Below are 19,678 nucleotides of genomic sequence, written 5' to 3' on the forward strand. Positions count from 1 at the left end.
TGTTTTCCGTCCGGCATTTGATTTTCCGCTTTCGAGAAAAATAAATCCATGAAAACGTTGACAATCGTTGTATTCCTCGCTATATTGTAATTAATAACCCCAATGAATTAATTAAAAGAACCAATAACACGACCACAGGTCCGGGGGTTTATTATGAAGCGAGGGGAAGTATAGGTCGCAGTGAAGGAAATCAAGCATGACCAACGTATGATCAGGGAGCATCACCTGCTGCTTCTGTTCAAAATGATTAAACGCAACGGACCGATCTCCCGAGCGGCGCTGGCCAAAAAAACGCAAATGAGCGCAACCAGCGCCAGCAAAATCGTGAAAGAATTGATCGATCAAAACTTTGTTGAGGAAATCGGGCAAACGGAAGGGAGTGTCGGTCGCAAGGCTACATTGCTCAGGGTCAATCCGAGCGGAGCGCTTACGATCGGCATCAATATCGATCTGGAATCGATCGAGGTCGGGATTGTGGATCTAAGCGGCAATGTCGTCATGAAAAAAAGCAGGGATATCGACTTGTCGGTGCCTCCAACCGAGGTTCTGGACTGCGTCATTGAGCTGGTCTTGATCGTCAAGGAACAGATCGGCGATTTGGCCGACCGGATTATTGGATGCGGTGTGAGCATTCCCGGCATCGTGGAGTGGCCGCAAGGACGAGTGGTGATGATTCCGCAATTTCATTGGGCCAATGTTGAAATTCGGACTTACCTGGAGGCCGGCATCGGAATGACTGTGTTTGTCGATAATCAGGTGAAGGCCATTCTACTCGGCGAAAGCCTTTATGGCAGCGTGATCGGCATGGACAACGCCGCCTGTATTTTTGTTGGAAGCGGTGTGGGCGGCGCCTTTATGGACAAGGGAGAAGTCATCCGCGGCAGCAAAAATATTGCAGGCGAAATCGGCCATACGACAGTCGACCCGGATGGATCGTTGTGCGATTGCGGCAGATTTGGCTGCCTGCAAACCTTTATTTGCGCATCGGCGCTCGAGAAGGAAAGCGGCAAGCGAATTCAGGATATTTTTGCTGCGGAGCAGCGGCAGGAGACATGGGCGGTAAAGATGCTCGATCGAGCGTCGGAATATTTGGCCATGGCTATTTCCAATGTCGCATGTACTTATAATCCCGAGGCTGTCGTACTTGTGGGGCCGATGATCGATCAGTATCCGCATTGGGCAGAGACGGTCGAGAAGAAATGCAATCGGTACTTGTGGAACAATTTTCACCAGGATATCGAAATCAAATATCCGCATATTGGCTCTCATGCGGGGATTATAGGCGCGAGCTGTTTGGTTTTACGCGAATTTTTGGAATCACCGATAAGGAAGTGATTCCTTTCTTTTTCTCTAATTAATAAATCCACTAGAGTAATTAATTGGTTTGAAGCTCGTGAGCCATACTACTTTAAGGAGGTGATGGGAAAGCTAAACTAAATTGTAACACGGTCAGTGTATTGAAAGCGCATCCATATCAACTCGGGAGGTTTATCGGCACATGAAAAAGACGAAAAAGGGTATGACAGTGGTCATTGCTTTGTTAATCGTCGCCATTATGGTTACGGCTTGCAGCGGCACAGAAGAGACAAAAGAACCAGGCAGCTCCAAAATTCGGATCGGCATCGCGATGAAAACGGAGGTTCAACCGCGCTGGAAATTCGACATGCAATATATGCAAGAGAAAGCAAACGAGCTCGGGGCGGAATTGATCGTGCAATGGGCGAACGACGATGTCTCCAAGCAGGCCAATCAGGTTGAAAACTTGTTGACGCAAGGAATCGACGTGTTGGTTATTGTGCCGGTCAGCGATAAGACAGCGCCTGTTGTGGACAAGGTCAAAAGCGCGGGTGTCCCTGTCATCGCCTACGATGCGATGATACAAGATTCGGATATCGACCTGTATGTAACACGCAATAATTACAAAGTCGGACAATTGCAGGCAGAGGCAGCCTTAAAGTATACCGAAGGCTCCGGCAATTATGTACTGCTCAAAGGCGATCCGGCAACAACCGTAGCGCAAGGTATCGCGCAAGCGTACGAAGCGATCCTAAAAACAAACTCGAGCATCCATGTTGTTGCGGAGCAGTGGCACCAAAACTGGTCGACCGAACGCGCTCTGAAGACAGCCGAAGATGCATTATCCGCTCAAAATGACAATATTCAAGCCTTTGTCAGCGCCAATGACGGCATGGCCATGGGTGTAGCGCAAGCGGTGAAGGGACGTAATCTGGAAGGCAAAGTGTTTATTTCCGGGCTGGATGTGGAGCTAGGAAGCGCGCGGCTGATTGCTGAAGGCGCTCAGACGATGTCGGTCTGGACCAAGCTCGACGAAGGGGCGAAAAGTACAATCGAGGCAGCCGTACAGCTTGCCAAGGGGGAAACGCCGAAGAGCGACGAAATGACCACTAACGGCAAGAAAGACGTCCCTACGTTAACAGTCGATGTGATGGAGATCAATAAAGACAACCTGTGCTCGTTTATCAATGAGATTGCACCGCCGGGATGGATGTCGGAGGAGGAAGTATTCGTCAACGTTCCGAACGCGTGCCAATAATCATCGCAGCAGCACATTGCCCCATGGTGCGGCATGCGTCTTCTACTACAAGGGAGTGGGTCTAGTTGGGTGCAGCAATGTTGGAAATGGAAAATATCAGCATACAATTTCCTGGCGTTCTTGCTGTTGATAGCGCTACCCTCCGTGTGAAGCAAGGGGAGGTCAGGGCGATCGTGGGCGAGAATGGGGCCGGCAAATCAACACTGATGAAAATCTTGTCCGGCGTCCATGGTGCGGGAAGCTACAGCGGGGAAATGAGGCTGAACGGGCAAGTTCTGAAACTGTCGGGAGTAGCCGACGCAGAGCGTAGCGGAATCGCCATGGTGCCTCAGGAGCTGAACTTGATTGACGAGCTAACGGTTGCGGAAAACCTCATGCTGAACAATATGCCAGGCTGGGCCGGAGTTGTTAACTTCCAGCAACTGTACAGCAAAGCTCAGGCGATCCTCGATGATATTGGACTGGATGTCCCGCTTACAGCCAAGATCAAGGAGCTGGGCGTTGCGCATAAGCAAATGGTGGTCATTGGCAAGGCGCTTGGCAACGATGTCAAGGTTCTTATTCTGGATGAGCCTACCGCAACGTTGTCCGACAAGGAGAGCGAGATCTTATTTCAAAAGATCAGGGAGCTCAAGCAGAGCGGCATTACCTGCCTTTATATTTCTCATCGGTTGGAGGAAGTGCTTGCGCTGTCGGACTCGATTACGGTTATGCGTGACGGCAAAATTATTACAACGAAGCCTGTAGAAGAGATGGATGAGCAGAAGATCGTCTCCTTTATGATTGGCCGTGATTTGGAGCATTATTTTCCTGAATCCAGCCGTATTCCCGGGAGGGTTGTCCTGACAGTCAATCATTTTGACGTCTATGATCCGAAGCTTCCTGATCGCAAATTGGTGGACAACGCCTCGCTGGAGCTGCGGGCTGGAGAAATCGTCGGCGTCTATGGCCTGGTTGGGGCCGGAAGGACCGAGCTGGCTCTGGGTTTGTTAGGCGCATGGCCTGCCCAGACAAGCGGCGAAGTGCTCATCGACGGCAAGCCTGTGACTATTTCAAATCCGCCCGAAGCCATTGAGGCCGGTATCGGCTATTTGCCGGAGGATCGCAAGCGACAAGGTATCGTCGAGGTTATGTCCGTCAGCTCCAATATTTCGATGTCCAGCATCGATCGCCTTAGTCATCTGGGAATCATCGATCGAAGGGCCGAGATGGAGAAAAACACGCAGTTTGTCGCTGATCTGTCTATTAAGACAGCTAGCCTCGAGACGGCCATACGCTCGCTCAGCGGCGGCAATCAGCAAAAATGCGTATTGGCGCGTCTGATTGCAGTCGATACAAAAGTGATGCTGCTGGATGAGCCGACCCAAGGGGTCGATATCGGCGCCAAAACCGAGGTGTACGCGCTGCTGGACAAGCTGGCCAAATCCGGGAAAGCGATATTGCTCCTCTCCTCGGATCTGCCAGAGGTATTGGGCGTTTCGGATCGGGTGCTTGTTATGAAGCAAGGACGCATAGTTGCTTCGCTGTTCCCCAAGGAAACGAATCGGCGTCAGATTCTGGAGTTCGCAACCTTAGGCTACAGTGCTATGGAAGGAGATAAAAAGGATGCCTAACTCCGAAAAACCAAAATTATTCGGAAAACTCGGTTGGCAAGGTCTGCTTATTTTTGTCGGAGTTGCTATTATCATGCTTGTATTCAATGAGCTGACGAACGGTGTGTTTCTATCTCAACGGAACATATCCTTGCTGCTGAAGCAGTCCGCTATTCTGGGCATCGTATCCGCTGGAATGGTGTTGCTGATCGTTGCGCGGCAAATCGACTTGAGCGCTGGTTCGGCGGTATACCTGGTCAGCGCGGTCATGGCTCAGTTATCGGTCACTTACCAATGGGGGCTTGTACCCTCTATCCTTTGCGCTATGCTGGTCGGGTTGTTAATGGGGGCGTGGCAGGGCTTGCTTGTCGCCAAATTCAACATTCCAGCCTTTATCGTAACGCTTGCGGGGATGCTCATTTTTAAGGGGATTGGCTATGTGTGGACCAATGCTGCGACGTTGGGGCCCGTGTCCTCCGATCTGGTGTTTCTTAGCGAAGGATATGTGTCGCTGTGGATATCGGCGGCAATCCTGGCCGCCGGGGCGGCGCTCTCGATTGGTCTTGTGCTGCGAGATGCGGCGAGATTGAAAAAATGGGTGAAGTCCGGCACAAACAATTGGACTAAGATCGTCCTGATTATTGGCGTCACTGGCTTGACCGGGTGGATTTTTCTGGGCTACAACGGTATTCCAATGGCGGTGCTCTTCATGGGAATTTCGGTTTCGCTCTTGTATTTCGTCATGGCGCGTACGAAGTTCGGCCGGAACTTGTATGTTATCGGGGGAAATCCTGACGCTGCTCGGCTGGCCGGGATCAAAACGACCAAGCATCTGTTCCAATCCTTCATTCTGATGGGAGCCGTCTATGGCGTAGCAGGGATTCTGATTACAGCGAGACTGGGAAGCTCGGCGCCGACCGCCGGTAACTTGCTGGAGTTGGATGCGATTGCAGCGGCAGTCATCGGGGGCACGAGTTTGTCGGGAGGCGTCGGCATTATACCCGGCGCATTGATCGGCGCTTTGTTATTGTCCGCGATAGATAATTGCATGAGCTTGATGAACGTTTCATCCTTTTTGCAGATGGTTGTCAAAGGTTTAATCTTGTTAGCGGCTGTATGGTTTGATGTCTATGTTCGCAAAAGAAAATAAGCAGCGAATGCATTATTGGAACAGGGAGAGGACTAAAATGAACGTCATGTGGAGAGAGTTACTGTTGCCGGACTTCGGCATTCCCGAGGAAGCGCCGGTTATCCCGATCGATATATTGGAAGCAAGATGCCGCCGGGCTTACGGGGCTGCAGGCTGCGACTGGTTTGCCGTATATGGCGACCGCGAGCATTTCGCCAATTTGCATTATTTGACCGGCTTTGACCCGCGTTTTGAAGAAGCGTTGCTATTGATGGGTCCGGATGGCCGCAAGTACTTGTTGGTAGGCAATGAATGCATCGAATATGCCGTAACGGTTCGGATCGAGATATCGCTGGTGCTCTGCCAGCCCTTCAGCTTGCCGGGACAGGATCGGACGCGATCTCCGAAGCTGAGCGATATTCTGCGCGAGGTTGGACTGACGCGAGGCCAGACCGTAGGAATATGTGGATGGAAATATACCGCGCACCCGGAGCTGCGGGAGCATGAAGCTCTGCATGCGCCAGCGATACTCATCCATAGCGTAGCGAGCGCAATCGGGGGAACGGACGGCATCAAGGACGTAACTCAGGTGTTGATGGATGCATCCGATGGCTTGCGGGCCTATAGCGAAGTCGACCAGATTGCCGTTAACGAATGGGCGGCCGCGCGAGCTTCTTCAGCCCTGCATCGCGTAGTGAAGGGAACACGCCCCGGAGCAAGCGAGATGCAAGCGGTATCATCAATGCAATATGCGGGCGAGCCCCTGTCTGTCCATATCATGTATGCGAGCGGTCAGGATGACATTGTAGGCTTGCGCAGCCCGTCTAGCCGCAAGGTCGAGGCCGGGGACGCGGTATTCTCGGCTATCGGTTACTGGGGCGGCTTGAGTGCGCGAGGAGGACTGGTCGATACAGACAATTCCTCGTTTCTCGACAAGTGGGCGATTCCTTATTACCGGGGCATTGCAGCCTGGTACGGAGCAGCATCCATCGGAGTGACTGGCGGCGATATCTATGCGATTGTGAGCGAGGAGCTGGCTCGGGGCGGAATGAAGCCTGCATTGAATCCTGGACATCTGATCGGCGCCGACGAGTGGGTGAATTCTTTCTTTGCGCCTGGCAACCCTACCAAGATAGCCTCCGGCATGGCCGTGCAGTGCGATATTATTCCGACGCCGATGGCGAAGGGGATTGTATTGAACTGCGAAGACTCGGTTGTATTTGCCGATGAAGCTTTGCGTGAACAATTGAAGTCCAAATATCCTGCAGTATGGTCGCGCATTCAGGCCAGACAACAGTTCGTGCGCAATGAAATTGGCATCGCGTTAAGCGATGACTTGTTGCCGTTGTCCAATACGCCTGCATACTACGCGCCGTTGTTCCTGTCTCCAGGACATGCGTTGGCGTTAGGCTAAGGCGTCAATGTCCAAGCACTCTACTGAATGGCGAATGACAGGCTGAAAGGGAGATCGATTGCAATGAATACCTATAACGAGTATGAGGTTAAGGTAGAGCGCGATGTTGCCGTCCCGATGCGGGATGGGGTCATCCTACGCGCAGATATCTACAGCCCTGTCGGCGACGGAGCATTCCCCGTTCTCCTGATGCGCCTCCCTTACGACAAGGCAGTATCCGAATCGGTGGGATATATGCATCCGGAATGGTATGCGCGGCAGGGTTATATAATCGTGACCCAAGATGTAAGGGGACGATACGCCTCAGAAGGGAGTTTCGAGCCGTTTCGACATGAGCGTCAGGATGGGGTGGATACGATTGCCTTCTCCAGAAGCTTGCCGCAGTGCAATGGCAAGGTGGGGATGTATGGCTTCTCCTATGTGGGGGCTACTCAGTTGCACCCGGCCATCGATTGCCCGGAAGGATTAACGGCGATTGCCCCTGGTTTTACGAATGACGGCTATTACGAGGATTGGATGTTTAAGAATGGAGCGCTGCATTTGGCCTTTGTCCAGACATGGGCGACCTCGCTGGCGCCGGATAAGGCGATCAGAGAAGGGAACTCTGCCGTCGCCGCAGAATTGTTGCAGCAAATAACAGGTGTTCGGGAACAGTTCGGTTATTTGCCGCTCGATGAGCATCCCTCCATCCGTAGAGAATATGCGCCATATTACTATGAATGGTTGGAGCACCCGGTTTTTGACGCTTATTGGCGGCAGTGGAGTCTTCGGGATCGATACGATCAGATGAAAGTGCCGGCGCTGCATATCGGTGGCTGGTACGATATTTTTATTGAAGGAACCATTCGCAATTACGTCGGCCTTGCTGCGCGTCACCCGAATCAGAAGCTGCTCATCGGTCCGTGGATGCACTACCCCTGGTCATCCTTGGCGCGCGATGCCGATTACGGAGCTGAGGCTCGTAATGTTGTGGATGAATGGCAGCTTCGCTGGTTTGATTTCTGGTTGAAGGACGAAGATAACGGCATCATGGAGCAAGCGCCCATTCATATTTTTGTGATGGGGGATAACGCGTGGCGAGCAGAGCAGGAGTGGCCATTGGCTCGAACCCAGTACACCCGATATTACTTGCATAGCAGAGGGGACGCCAATTCCTTGGGCGGCTCGGGAACTCTTGACACTGCGCAGCCTGACAAGGAACCAAGCGATATCTATGCCTATAACCCGCTTGATCCGGTGCCAAGCCTCGGCGGCAATAGCTGCTGTGTGCCTGCACTTGCGCCGATGGGGGCATGCGATCAACGGCCGGTAGAGATTCGCAACGATGTGCTCGTCTATACCTCGCCGCTTCTTGGCGAAGAGGTCGAGGTGACAGGGCCGATCCGCGCCGTTCTGTATGCATCCAGCTCAGCCGACGATACGGATTTTACAGTAAAGCTGGTGGATGTCAGACCGGATGGAAAGGCTATCAACATCGTCCAGGGCATCCAGCGCGCAAGCTATCGGGAGTCAAATGAACAGCCTATGCCGATCGAGCCTGGGGTCGTCTATAAATACGACTTCCAGGTCGGTTCGACCAGCTTTGTATTCGGGAAAAATCATCGTATCCGTATTGAGATATCGAGCAGCAACTTCCCGTTGTATGAAAGAAGCCTGAACAGGTTTCGAACCGATCGCAAGGGAGGGTATACCGATGTCAAGGTAGCCACACAAAAACTGTACCATGATGTCGATCGCCCGACCCATGTTGTTCTGCCAGTCATTCCGCGACAAAGGGGCAACTGAATATTTCAGGCTGCCTTCAAAACGAAGCCTACGGTCACGGGATCGATCTTCCGATCGCTGTTGTCCCCAGATTTCTTGATTGTTCACCGCTTTTGCGGTTGAAATCCGGGGACAAAGGTGAACTACACGCTTTCTGCAAGAAAGCGACTTCGGAAGCATCATCTTCGCTTCTACAGATTCGATCCCGTGCCTCTTCGGCCTTTTCAACAGCCTGATATTTATACCTTGTTCGCTCCCGCCATCAGGCGGGGGCTATTCGACATTTTTTGATGTTTCGCTTTACAGTGACGTATACGTTATAGTTTACAATGAAATACAGAGAAAAGGAGGGAGATGCGATGATCCGCATCGGCGAACTGGCCAAGCGAACCGGCATTAGCAAAAGAACGCTGTATCACTATGAGCAGATCGAGCTGCTGGAGCCTACGCTCGTCACACCAAATGGCTACCGTTATTATGACGAGCAGGCCGTGCTCCATCTGCAGAAAATACTGCTGCTGAAATCGATCGGCTATACGTTGGAGCAAATCAAAACGCTCTTCGACCATCCAAGCCATTCGAAGGAAAACGAAAGCTGGGTAGCCTCCTTAACGGAACAGATCGAGCTGATCGAGCAGAAAAAAGAAGAATTAAACCGTAAGGAATATTATCTCCGCTCGACGTTGCATACGATTCAACTTAAAGGGACGAGCGGCGTAGAGCAGTTGCTGCAGGTGATCGAAGGCTTGAACGACCGTCCGCTTGCAGGAGAGGTGATCCCCGCCCAATTTGACGAAGAACTGTCGTTGACGTCCCGGGAGCTCGGTATCCTCAACCGCCTCCCCGTACTGGGCAGCAACGACAAGCGGGTAGAGGAGCTGATCGCGATGTTCCAGCAGGTGTCCGAGCTGATGCCGACCTCGCCGCATGCCCCGGAGGCTCAGGCCGTTGCCGGGCGACTGTATGCCAAGGCGTTGTCATTGTTCGATGGGGATGAAAAGCTGCTGGACCGCTATTGGCGCTTGCTGCACGAGACTGAGTCGGAGGAGCCGGTCGTCATGGGGATGGATGGCGACTTCATGGCCTATATCGATGAGATGCTGCAGTATTATCTGGCACAGAGGGAGGACGAGCCGCATGAGCAGGAGTAGACGAGCGCAGACGGGGCAGGTCAACATGAAGCTTGGCCGCTTGGCACTGGCAGCGAGTATGGCGTTTATACTGTCTGCCTGTGGTGTCATAAAGGATAGCGTGGACATCTTGCCAAAGGAACAAACAAACGAGGAAACTGCCGCGAATACAGATGCCATCCGGATTGAGGTCGTCGTCGAAAGCGATGGCGAGTCGATAGTCGATCTTGAGGTCGATATTAAAGGCCGAAAAAATTCGGAGCAAGTGAAGCATGCAACGACTAAAACGCCGTACAAGGAGGAATTCACGGTACCTAAAGATGTATTCCTGCCGCTGGAGGCAACACATGTCACGGCAGGCATCGCTGATGATGCAAGTTGGGTTAGCTGCACGGTGCGATATGACGGGGAGGTCGTCGCCACTCACAAGGCGAGAGGCGACGGAGCAAAAGCGGTCTGCGACAAGAAGTTTCAGTGGGGGCCAGGCTAGGTTGGTCGAGGACGCAAAGGAGGTGTATCAATGGTTACGACAGCTATGCTTTTGAGCCTGGTCGTGCTGGCTTTGATTGATTCCACCAGCTTCGGCACCTTATTTATTCCGATCTGGCTGCTGATGACCGATCGGCGGGTCCGGGTCGACCGCTTTCTTATCTATTTGGTGACGGTAGCCGGGTTATATTTCGGTACAGGGCTGCTGCTCCTGTTTGGCGCAGGCGCATTTTTGGACCGGTATAGCTCGTTTCTGGGTTCGGATGGGTTCCTGCTGGGGCAGCTTGTGCTGGGAGCGGCGCTGATGGTCGTCAGCCAACTGATGGATACGAAGCGAGCTCGAGCGCGCGCTGCGGAGCGTGCGGCCAGAGGAGAGGGGCGGATCTTCGCGTGGAGGAACCGGATCATCGGCGATTCCGATGGGGGCCAAGGCAGCATCGCCGCGCTTGTCGGACTGGCCTTTACGGCATTCATCCTGGAGCTTGGGACGATGCTGCCTTATCTGGCAGCGACGGGGCTTATCGCCGCTCAGGGGCTGTCATGGGGGATGTCCGGGCTAGTCTTGCTGGGATATTGTACCGTGATGGTGCTGCCTGCTGTGGCGCTGCTGATTGGCCGACTGCTCGCGTATCGTGCGCTCAAGCGACCGCTCGCCAGACTCGACCAATGGTTTGTGGCGAACGCGCAGTCAACCACGGCCTGGATCATCGGCATCGCAGGCTTCCTGCTCGCGGCCAATGCGATCTATGATTTGGGATGGGTAGGTTGAGCCCAAGAATCCCGAGAACAATGTGACTCAAAAACGATGACAAAACCTGCTATCTCCGTTATGATAGGCTAGACAATGAAATGTAAAGCTGCAGGTGCCAGGGATGCTCCGCTCACGCGAGCATGGACTGGTGAAAAGGGAAGCGGGTGCAACTCCCGCGCGGTCCCGCCGCTGTAAGAGAAGAGTCACGCCATATGCCACTGGGATATACCCGGGAAGGCGGCGCTGACGATGACGCTCGAGCCAGAAGACCTGCCTGTCAGCTAGCGCACACAATTCTACGAAGGATAGGAAGGTGTTTATTTGGTATGCAACCCGCGACGGCTTGCTGCGACACCCTGCGTTCGGAAGAGAATGCGGGTATTTTGCGTTGTCGATCAGGTATCGTCGGAACGGGTCTTGTCACGGATTAGGAAGTGAAGGAAAGGGGAAACGAACGAAGTGAAACGTAACATAACGGCATTATTATTAACGATAAGCATGGTGTGGTCGCTGCTGTTGCCGGGGTGGGCGGCAGGGCAGGTGTCGGCTGAGGAGAGTCAGTCATCGTCCGGCACAATTACGATCTCGGTAGAGAAATTTACGCTGGGCCAAGGGTATATCCAAAAGCCTATCAAGGTGGCGCTTAACGAAGGCGAGAATTCGGCAGAGCTGCTGCTTCGCGTATTGGGCGAGGAGAAAGCGGCTTATGGAGGCGACCCGGTCAATGGGTTTTATCTGACGGGCGTTTATGATCCGGATGCTGGCGCTCTAAACGTGCCTTCCTTTATTCTGGCTCATGCCGGCCAGATCGGATCGCGTGCGCAAGACGCATGGCTAAGTCAGTTTGACTATACAAGCATGTCTGGCTGGATGTTCACGGTCAATCATGTCATGCCCGATGTAGGCATGGCAGCGCATTATCCAAATGATGGCGATGTAATGCGCGTGCAATACAGCTTGCATGGATGGGGAGCGGATCTGGGCTACGGCTGGGATACAGCGCCTTACGTCTATGCGGCGAACAAGGACGAACTAACCTCCAAGCTGGCAGAGGTCAATAGCGCGGCGAACTATGCAACGCTGATGGACAATGCGAAGCTGCGCATAGCCTACGAGGAAGCGGTCGCCGTCGCGACCAATATGGAAAGCTCGCAGGAGAGTGTGGGCAGCGCCCTCGCCAAGCTGAGCGCGGCATTGGCAGAGCTGCACTCGGACGAGGCGAGAGCGCGTCACCTGACGCAGACGCTGGAGTATCTGAAGAACACCTATGCGACGCCAAAAGACGGTCAAGACTGGCCGCTGCTGTCGCTTGCTCGCTCGGGCTACGAGGTGCCGGAGGCGCTGTTCCAGACCTACTACAGGAGCGTAGAGAATAACCTGATTCAAAAGTCTGGCAACCTGGGCAGCAGCACCGAATATGCCCGTCGTATCCTGGCGCTGACCGCAGCGGGAGCCGATATTACTAACATCGGCGGCTACGATCTGCGCGATGCGTTGGCCGATCTGGCGTTGAGCAATCGTCAGGGCATCAATGCGTACGTCTTCTCGCTGATTGCGCTGGATACGCGACAGTTCGAGATCCCGGAGCTGCATGCAGAGGATACGCAAGCGACGCGGGATAAGCTGATTGAGCTGGTGCTCGGCAGAGAGATTGGTTACGGGACAGAGACGGCTGGCGGCTGGACGTTTGCAGGAAGTAACCCGGACCCGGATATGACGGGGATGGCGATCCAGGCGCTGACTCCTTACTATAAGGATAACGAGAAGGTAAAGGCGGCGGTAGATCGCGGCTTGGCCTGGCTGTCTGCCAATCAGCAAGCTGATGGCGGGTATGTAAGCTGGGGCGTCAACAACGCCGAGAGCGCGGCCCAGGTTATCGTCGCGACGACGGGACTTGGCATCGATCCGCATACCGATCCGCGATTTGTGAAAAACGGCATTTCCGTCGTCGATGCGATGATGGGATTTGCCGTGGAGGGCGGCGGCTTCAAGCACGCGAAGACGGAAACCCGCATCAATGGCATGGCGACGGAGCAATCCACCTACGCCCTCGTCGCCTATGACCGATTCCTGCAAGGGAAGAACCGTCTGTATGATATGACCGATGCGCCGAACGGTCTCGCGGGAGGCCTGCCAGATGGCGAGCTGACCTTGCCGTCCGGCAATCAGCCGGTCATCGCGATCCCGAGCGGGGAGCGCGACTACAATATCGCGATCCAGGCAACGGACAAGGATAAGCAAGTGCGGATCGAGCTGCCTGCCGCGACTGGCAAGGTGCAGCTCAAGCTTCCGAAGGGCGAGCTGCCGCGTATCGAGGCGGTGCGCGATGGCGTGACAGCCGTGCTGCCGCAGGGCGCCGAGGTCGTCCAGGTCGGCGAGGGCGCTCCGGCTCCTGTAACGTTGTTTGGTCCGTCAGCAGTTACGGGAGCGCAAGTTACAGCCCAACTGACCGAAGGCCAGGAGCTGGACGCGATCGTCCGTCAGTTCGCAATGGGCGGCGGACAGCGCATCGCCTTCAGCGATTATGTGACGCTGACGTTCCCAGGGCTGGCGGGGCATAGCGCGGTCTTCGCCGAGCAAGCCGAGCTTACCCGCATCCCGCATTATGGCAGCAAGGCGGCTGGCGAGGCGAGCCAGGTCGAGGTATTCTCGTATGACGCGGGCGGAGCGCTGGTCATCCAGACCAAGCATTTCACCGACTTCGTCGTCTACAAGCTAAAGGGCGTGCTACCTCCGGGAGGCGGCAATCCCGGTACGCCGGTCACGCAGACCGTCACGCTGGCGGTCGACAAGCAGACGATCGGCAAAGGTACAGTCGTCTCAGCGACGCAAGTGACGCTGCAGGCGGGAGATACGGCGTGGAGCGTGCTCAAGCGGACGCTGGATGCGCGCAATATTCCGTATCGGTATGAGGACAACAGCCAGTATGGCAGTGTGTACGTGCAGTCGATCGCCGGCGACGGCGAGTTCGACCATGGGCAGGGCAGCGGCTGGATGTACAATGTGAACGGCGTCTATCCGAACGTCGGCGCCAGCACGTATACAGTGAAGAGCGGCGACAGCATCCAGTGGCGATATACGACAAATATGGGCGAGGATCTGAACGCGTCCCAGGGACCTCCGGCAACGGGAACAGGCCCTTCGACAGGCGCTGGTCCAGGCGCAGCGGCTCCGGGCGGCAGCGAGTCGGATGAGACGACGCCGATCGCGCTCCCGGCAAATCTGACATCGAATTATACGATCAAGCTGACCGCCGAGCAAGCGAAGGCGAAGCATCTGACCGTAGCGCTCCCGACATCGTCCAGTCATGCGGTGCTGCTCGATCTGGAGAAGGTGGCGGCAGCGCTCCCTCAGCTGACAGCGACCCAGGGCGATGTGCAGCTGCATATCGCGCAGGGCACGAAGCTGACGTCCGGCGGTCCGGTTATCCGTCTGCTCCAGGCGTTCACACCAGCAACAGCGGTGCAGGACGTGGCGCTGATCACAGGCGACGGCGAGCAAGCCAAGGTGAGTCATGCCTTCACGCTGCTCGAGGGCGAGCAGGCAGCGCAGTTCGACCAGCCGCTCAGCATCACAGTCAAGAGTGGCGCTGCGCACCACACCGCTTATAAAGCGGCAGACGGCTGGCAGCAGCTGACGGTCTACGCGAGCGAGCAAGCGGCGAGCGCCGCCCAAACCGGTCCGGTCTATGGCGTGAAGCAAGGGCAGGATCTCGTCATCCGTACGAAGACGGCTACCGACTTTATCGTCTATGCGACGACGAAGCAGCAGGGTAGCGGCAGCATACCGGGAGGACAGGCGCAGGATGCGAACGCGGTCTACAGCGATCGGACGCGCTTCGCGACCTGGGCGTACGACGGCATCGCTCGCGCGACAGCGAGCGGCTGGCTGCAGGGCAGCGACGGACAATTCCGTCCGCAGGCCGACATCACTCGCGCCGAGTTCACCAAGCTGCTGACGGAGCTGCTGGCGTTGCCGGTATCCGGCTCCTCCGCGAGCGTCTTCGCAGATGTGCAGGCAGGCCAATGGTTCCACCCGTATGTGCAGACGGCCTATGAGGCCGAGCTGGTGACCGGCTATGGCGACCGGTTCGAGCCGCAAGCGACGATCACCCGCGAGCAGATGGCGGTCATGATCGCCCGGGCGCTCGAGCTGCCTGCGACGACCGCATCCTCGGCTATCGCCGACGCTGCGCTGGTCGCGCCATGGGCGCGCTCGGAGGTAGCGGCTGTCTATGCAGCCGGTCTGATGACTGGCGATGCCGGCCGCTTCCATCCGCAGCAGCAGGTAAGCCGCGAGATGGCTGCCGTCGTCGCGGTGCGAGCGTATGACTATCTGGAGGGCGCTCCGCTCCCTCCAGCCACCGAGCCGGAAGTTACCGAGCCGGAGGCCCCGGCATCGGATGCGGCGCTGCAGCAGACACAGCGTGCGATAGCGGACGCAGCATCCTATCTGCAGCGCGCCATCGAGGCCCCGACGGTCTCCAGCGTCGGCGGCGAATGGACCGTATTCGGCCTCGCCCGCTCGCAGGTGGCGGTGCCCGAGGCGTACTACAAGCGCTACGTGCATAATCTGGAACAGACGTTGCAGGAGAAGGAAGGCGTGCTGCACCGGCTGAAGTATACGGAGTACGACCGGGTCATCCTGGCGCTGACGGCGCTTGGACTGCCGGTCGACGATGTCGCCGGCTACAATATGCTGCAGCCGCTCGCAGATTATGATACGCTGGTCAAACAAGGGATCAACGGGCCGATCTTCGCCCTGATCGCGCTAGACAGCCGGGGGTATGAGATCCCGGCACGCACCGGCAATGGCGTACAGACGAGCCGCCAGCGTCTCGTCGACTTCATCCTGAAGCGGGAAATCCCGGGCGGCGGTTGGGCGATGGACCCGGCCGCCACTGTGCCGGACACTGATATGACCGCGATGGCGCTCCAGGCGCTGACGTCCTACACCGAGCAAGCGAACGTGCGTGCCGCGGTCGACCGCGGCATTGCCTGGCTGTCGCAAGCGCAGGGCCGAGACGGCGGGTATGCGAGCGGGGGAGTCTCCAACTCGGAGAGCGCGGCCCAGGTCGTCGTCGCACTGACGGGACTTGGCGTCGATCCGCATCGCGATCCGCGCTTCGTCAAGGACGGACGCTCGGTGCTGGACGCGCTGCTTAGCTTTGCGGCGTCGGGCGGCGGCTTCTACCATATCCTCCCCGGCGGCTCCGGCAATGGCGGCGCTACGCCGGGCGAGGTCGATCTGATGGCGACGGATCAGGCGCTCTATGCGCTGGTCGCCTATGAGCGGTTCGCGCGTGGACTGAACCGACTCTACGATCTTACAGATATCAAGTAATTCATCCCGTCAACAACCTGGCAGGGCAGGGGCAGCGATGCCCTTGCTTTCTGTTCTATGTAAGGTGGTGCAAGCAACCGATGAACACACGCAATCGCTGGATCGGCGCGGCCCTGATCGTGCTGATCCTGGCAACCGTCTTTATCTGGGAAGGATGGGACCAGCCGTCTGCGCCGCAGACCGAGCTGGCCGCAGGCACCGAGCCTGCCGGGCAGGGAGCGGCGGATGGCGCCAAGGGCGGGTCTCAGACGGATAGTGGGAGTCCGACTGCCCCCGGCCAAACGGACGAATCCGCTGGCGGGGGGATGAATGCGGAAGCGTCCGGCGATCCGTCGGGCGAGCCCGGGAGCGATGCCGAGGCGGCCAATAAGGCTGGCGCAACGGACGGGACCTCGGCGGGGAATACGGAGGAAGGCGCTGAGGGCGCTGGCACTTCAGGCGGGACCGCCGACACCTCGTCCCCGGACGGAGCGACCGGTACGCCATCGGGGGATGGCTCTGATGCAGCGGCCCCATCGACCTCCGGCACAGCAGGGGCTGCGTCTGCCGGGAGCCCTTCGACCGGATCGTCCGGCAACTCCCCAGACTCTGGCTCCGCCCCGTCATCGACCGGGAAGGCTTCGTCTGGCGGATCCTCCTCGGCGTCACCAGGCAAGTCGCCATCGACCAGTTCCTCTACAGCACCGTCGACAGTGCCTGGAGAGTCCGGATCCGGCACGAAGCAGCCGGCCAAGGACTCGACCTCGGCGCAGCAGCCCGCCAAGAGCGACTCGTCGCAGCCGCCGGCCAAGGGCGAGTCGCCAGCAGCCGGCGGCAAGGACAAATACCAGACCGAGCCGGTGCCGGACGGCAAGGCGCAGCCTGTCGAGTGGCAGGACGCCGAGGTCGACAAGACCAAGACGCTGACCGCGACATTGTCCGTCTCGGCGACGACGCTGCTCGACAAGCTCGACAAGCTTGATTCGAGCAAGCTTGAGGTGCTGCCCGAGGACGGCATCATCTACAAGGCGCGGAAGGTGACGTTTTACGAGGGCGAGTCCGTGTTTGACGTCCTGCTGCGCGAGATGAAGAAGAGCAAGATCCATATGGAGTTCGAGATGACCCCGCTCTACAACAGCAACTATATCGAGGGCATTAACAACCTGTACGAATTCGACGCGGGCGAGCTGAGCGGTTGGATGTACAAGGTGAACGGCTGGTTCCCCAACTATGGCAGCAGCCGTTATGCGCTTGAGGACGGGGACGTCATCGAGTGGGTATATACGACCGATCTCGGCCGCGATGTCGGCGGCGACTCGTCGGCGGGAGGCCGGTCGTGACGAGAGATGCTTTTGGCGAGGCGCATCCGCTCGTGCAGGCGATTTACTTTGGCGCGGTGCTCCTGTTCGGCATGATGTTCATGCACCCGGTATTCCAGGCGATCGCGCTGTTGGCGGCGATCGCCTATGTCGTCCTGCTCAAAGGGCGGCGCGCCGTCCGCTTCCTGCTGCTCGGGATGCTGCCGCTGCTGCTGGTCGCGGCCGTCCTCAACCCGGCGTTCAACCATGCGGGCGTGACGATCCTGTTCTACCTGAAGAGCGGCAACCCGGTGACGCTGGAGTCGCTCCTGTACGGCGCGGCGGCAGCTTGCATGCTCGTCACGGTCGTCATCTGGTTCTCGTGTCTGCATGTGATCATGACCGCCGACCGCTGGGTGTACCTGCTCGGCCGTATCCTGCCTGCGCTGTCGCTGCTCCTGACGATGGCGCTGCGCTTCGTGCCGCGCTACATCGAGCAGGCGAAGCGGATCTCGGCGGCGCAGCGCTGCATCGGCCGCGACGTAACCCAGGGGAGCTGGCTGGCGCGAGCGCGCCATGGCATGACGATCGTCTCGATCCTGACGACCTGGGCGCTCGAAAATGCGATCGAAACCGCCGACAGCATGAAGGCGCGCGGCTACGGCTTGCCGGGCCGGACCAGCTTCTCGCTGTATCGCTGGCATCGACGCGACAAGCGACTGCTGGCGATCCTGCTGGCGCTGCTCGCTGTCGTCGGCATCGGGGCGGCGCTCGGGGAAAATACGATCCGTTATTTCCCGTCGATCGCCTACGTCGATATGACCTGGCGTTCGTGGATGATCTACGTCGCTTACGGGGGGCTCTGTCTGCTGCCCGTCATCTTGAGAGGAATGGAGGAATGGCGATGGCGATCTACCGTATCCGGGAGCTGAGCTTCACCTTCCCGGACCAGTCGCTCCCGGCGCTGTCGGGGATCGATCTGAATCTGATGACTGGCCAGTTCGCCGTGCTGTGCGGACGCTCCGGCAGCGGCAAGAGCACGCTGCTGCGGCAGCTGAAGCCGGCGCTTGCGCCGCATGGCGAGCGCTCGGGAGAGATCCTCTATGCAGGGGCGCCGCTGGCCTCGCTGGAGACGCGCCGGCAGGCGGCAGAGATCGGCTTCGTGCTCCAGCATGCCGACAACAGCGTCGTCACCGATAAGGTGTGGCACGAGCTCGCATTCGGCCTTGAGAGTCTCGGCGAGGACCAGCAGACGATCCGGCTGCGGGTGGCCGAGATGGCCAGCTTCTTCGGCATCCAGAGCTGGTTCCACCGGTCGGTGTCCGAGCTCTCGGGCGGTCAGCGGCAGCTGCTGCAGCTCGCCTCGATCATGGCGATGCAGCCGCAGGTGCTGCTCCTCGATGAGCCGACATCGCAGCTCGATCCGATCGCTGCGCTGGACTTCCTGAACACGCTGACCCGGATCAACCGCGAGCTCGGCACGACGATCCTGCTCAGCGAGCACCGGCTGGAGGAGGCGCTGCCGCTCGCCGACCGGCTGCTCGTCATGGATGCGGGACGGCTCGTCGCCGACGGCGCGCCCCTCGAGGCGGCCGCCGAGCTGCTACGGCTGCAGCATCCGATGTTCCAGGCGATGCCGTCGGCGATCCGCATCCATGCCGGGACGGCCAGTCGCTTGCCTGCGCCGCTCACGGTGCGGGACGGCCGCTCCTGGCTGTACGCCCATCTGGCGGAGGAGCAGTCGACGAGCGACATTGCTGCCACTGCAACCACGCATGGCGGTCCGGCGCAAAGCGACTCTCCAGCTTCCGCAACCAGGCCCAGCGGCTCGACGACAAGCGGCGCTCCAGCCTCCGCAACTGCGCCCGGCGGTCACAGGCAAGCGGGCCTCGCTGCCGTGAATACTTCGCCGGGTCGCCATCCCGGCGGCACGGCTGCTGTCGCCGCCGCGTCCGACGGCCTCGCTCTGGGCGGTGCTATCCCGGCCGCTGACCTCGCTCCCGGCATGGGCGCTGCGGCCCGCACCTCGCCCGGACAGCGCGCGCCCGGCCGCAGCGCGAATGCCGAGCCCGCGCTCCGGCTGCGCGACGTCTGGTATCGCTACGACAAGCAGGGACCGGACATCCTGCGCGGGTTTGATCTGGAGGTGGCGCAGGGCGAGTGGTGCTGCATCCTCGGCGGCAACGGAGCGGGCAAGAGCACCGCGCTGGCGCTGGCGGGCGGTCTGCCGCGGCC

At 57.8% G+C, this 19,678-nt stretch carries 13 protein-coding genes and 1 riboswitch; all 13 genes read left to right on the plus strand.

Features of this window, described 5'->3' with window-relative positions; genetic code table 11:
• Positions 1-180 precede the first annotated feature (180 nt).
• Positions 181-1,335: an ROK family transcriptional regulator gene (locus tag PA598K_RS13070; RefSeq protein ID WP_128657389.1), complete on the plus strand. Its 1,155-nt coding sequence runs from the start codon at positions 181-183 to the stop codon at positions 1,333-1,335.
• A gap of 163 nt (positions 1,336-1,498) precedes the next feature.
• A complete protein-coding gene (locus PA598K_RS13075) occupies positions 1,499-2,554 on the plus strand; it encodes a sugar ABC transporter substrate-binding protein (RefSeq protein ID WP_128657390.1) in 1,056 nt (351 codons plus the stop codon).
• 65 nt (positions 2,555-2,619) lie between these two features.
• Positions 2,620-4,167 carry a sugar ABC transporter ATP-binding protein gene (locus PA598K_RS13080; RefSeq protein WP_128657391.1) on the plus strand — a complete coding sequence of 516 codons (1,548 nt, stop codon included), beginning with the start codon at positions 2,620-2,622 and terminating at the stop codon, positions 4,165-4,167.
• Positions 4,160-5,296, plus strand: a complete 1,137-nt coding sequence (locus PA598K_RS13085) for a sugar ABC transporter permease (RefSeq protein WP_128657392.1) — start codon at positions 4,160-4,162, stop codon at positions 5,294-5,296. The genes PA598K_RS13080 and PA598K_RS13085 overlap by 8 nt, the downstream gene beginning before the upstream one ends.
• 37 nt (positions 5,297-5,333) lie before the next feature.
• Positions 5,334-6,689: a M24 family metallopeptidase gene (locus PA598K_RS13090; protein WP_128657393.1), complete on the plus strand. Its 1,356-nt coding sequence runs from the start codon at positions 5,334-5,336 to the stop codon at positions 6,687-6,689.
• A gap of 63 nt (positions 6,690-6,752) precedes the next feature.
• Positions 6,753-8,474 carry a CocE/NonD family hydrolase gene (locus PA598K_RS13095; RefSeq protein WP_185601904.1) on the plus strand — a complete coding sequence of 574 codons (1,722 nt, stop codon included), beginning with the start codon at positions 6,753-6,755 and terminating at the stop codon, positions 8,472-8,474.
• Positions 8,475-8,812: 338 nt separating this feature from the next.
• Positions 8,813-9,604, plus strand: coding sequence for a MerR family transcriptional regulator (locus tag PA598K_RS13100; RefSeq protein ID WP_185601906.1), 792 nt, complete (start codon positions 8,813-8,815; stop codon positions 9,602-9,604).
• A 25-nt stretch (positions 9,605-9,629) separates the two neighbouring features.
• Entirely contained in the window at positions 9,630-10,073 is a 444-nt protein-coding gene (locus PA598K_RS13105) for a hypothetical protein (protein ID WP_128657396.1), read from the plus strand.
• 30 nt (positions 10,074-10,103) lie between these two features.
• A complete protein-coding gene (locus PA598K_RS13110) occupies positions 10,104-10,841 on the plus strand; it encodes a GAP family protein (protein ID WP_128657397.1) in 738 nt (245 codons plus the stop codon).
• Positions 10,842-10,916: 75 nt separating this feature from the next.
• Positions 10,917-11,115, plus strand: a riboswitch (cobalamin riboswitch).
• A gap of 167 nt (positions 11,116-11,282) precedes the next feature.
• On the plus strand, positions 11,283-16,166 hold the full coding sequence (locus tag PA598K_RS13115; RefSeq protein ID WP_128657398.1) for an S-layer homology domain-containing protein: 4,884 nt from the start codon (positions 11,283-11,285) through the stop codon (positions 16,164-16,166).
• Positions 16,167-16,246: 80 nt separating this feature from the next.
• Positions 16,247-17,485 (plus strand): DUF4430 domain-containing protein, encoded by a 1,239-nt coding sequence (locus PA598K_RS13120; protein ID WP_260405390.1) that lies wholly within the window; start codon positions 16,247-16,249, stop codon positions 17,483-17,485.
• Positions 17,482-18,375 carry an energy-coupling factor transporter transmembrane component T gene (locus PA598K_RS13125; protein WP_128657399.1) on the plus strand — a complete coding sequence of 298 codons (894 nt, stop codon included), beginning with the start codon at positions 17,482-17,484 and terminating at the stop codon, positions 18,373-18,375. Before PA598K_RS13120 ends, PA598K_RS13125 begins: the two co-directional genes overlap by 4 nt.
• Positions 18,348-19,678: ATP-binding cassette domain-containing protein (locus PA598K_RS37905; RefSeq protein WP_260405391.1), on the plus strand; the 1,331-nt coding region annotated here is incomplete at its 3' end. The genes PA598K_RS13125 and PA598K_RS37905, both read left to right, overlap by 28 nt.

This window comes from Paenibacillus sp. 598K, assembly GCF_003851045.1.
Classification (GTDB): Bacteria; Bacillota; Bacilli; order Paenibacillales; family Paenibacillaceae; genus Paenibacillus_D.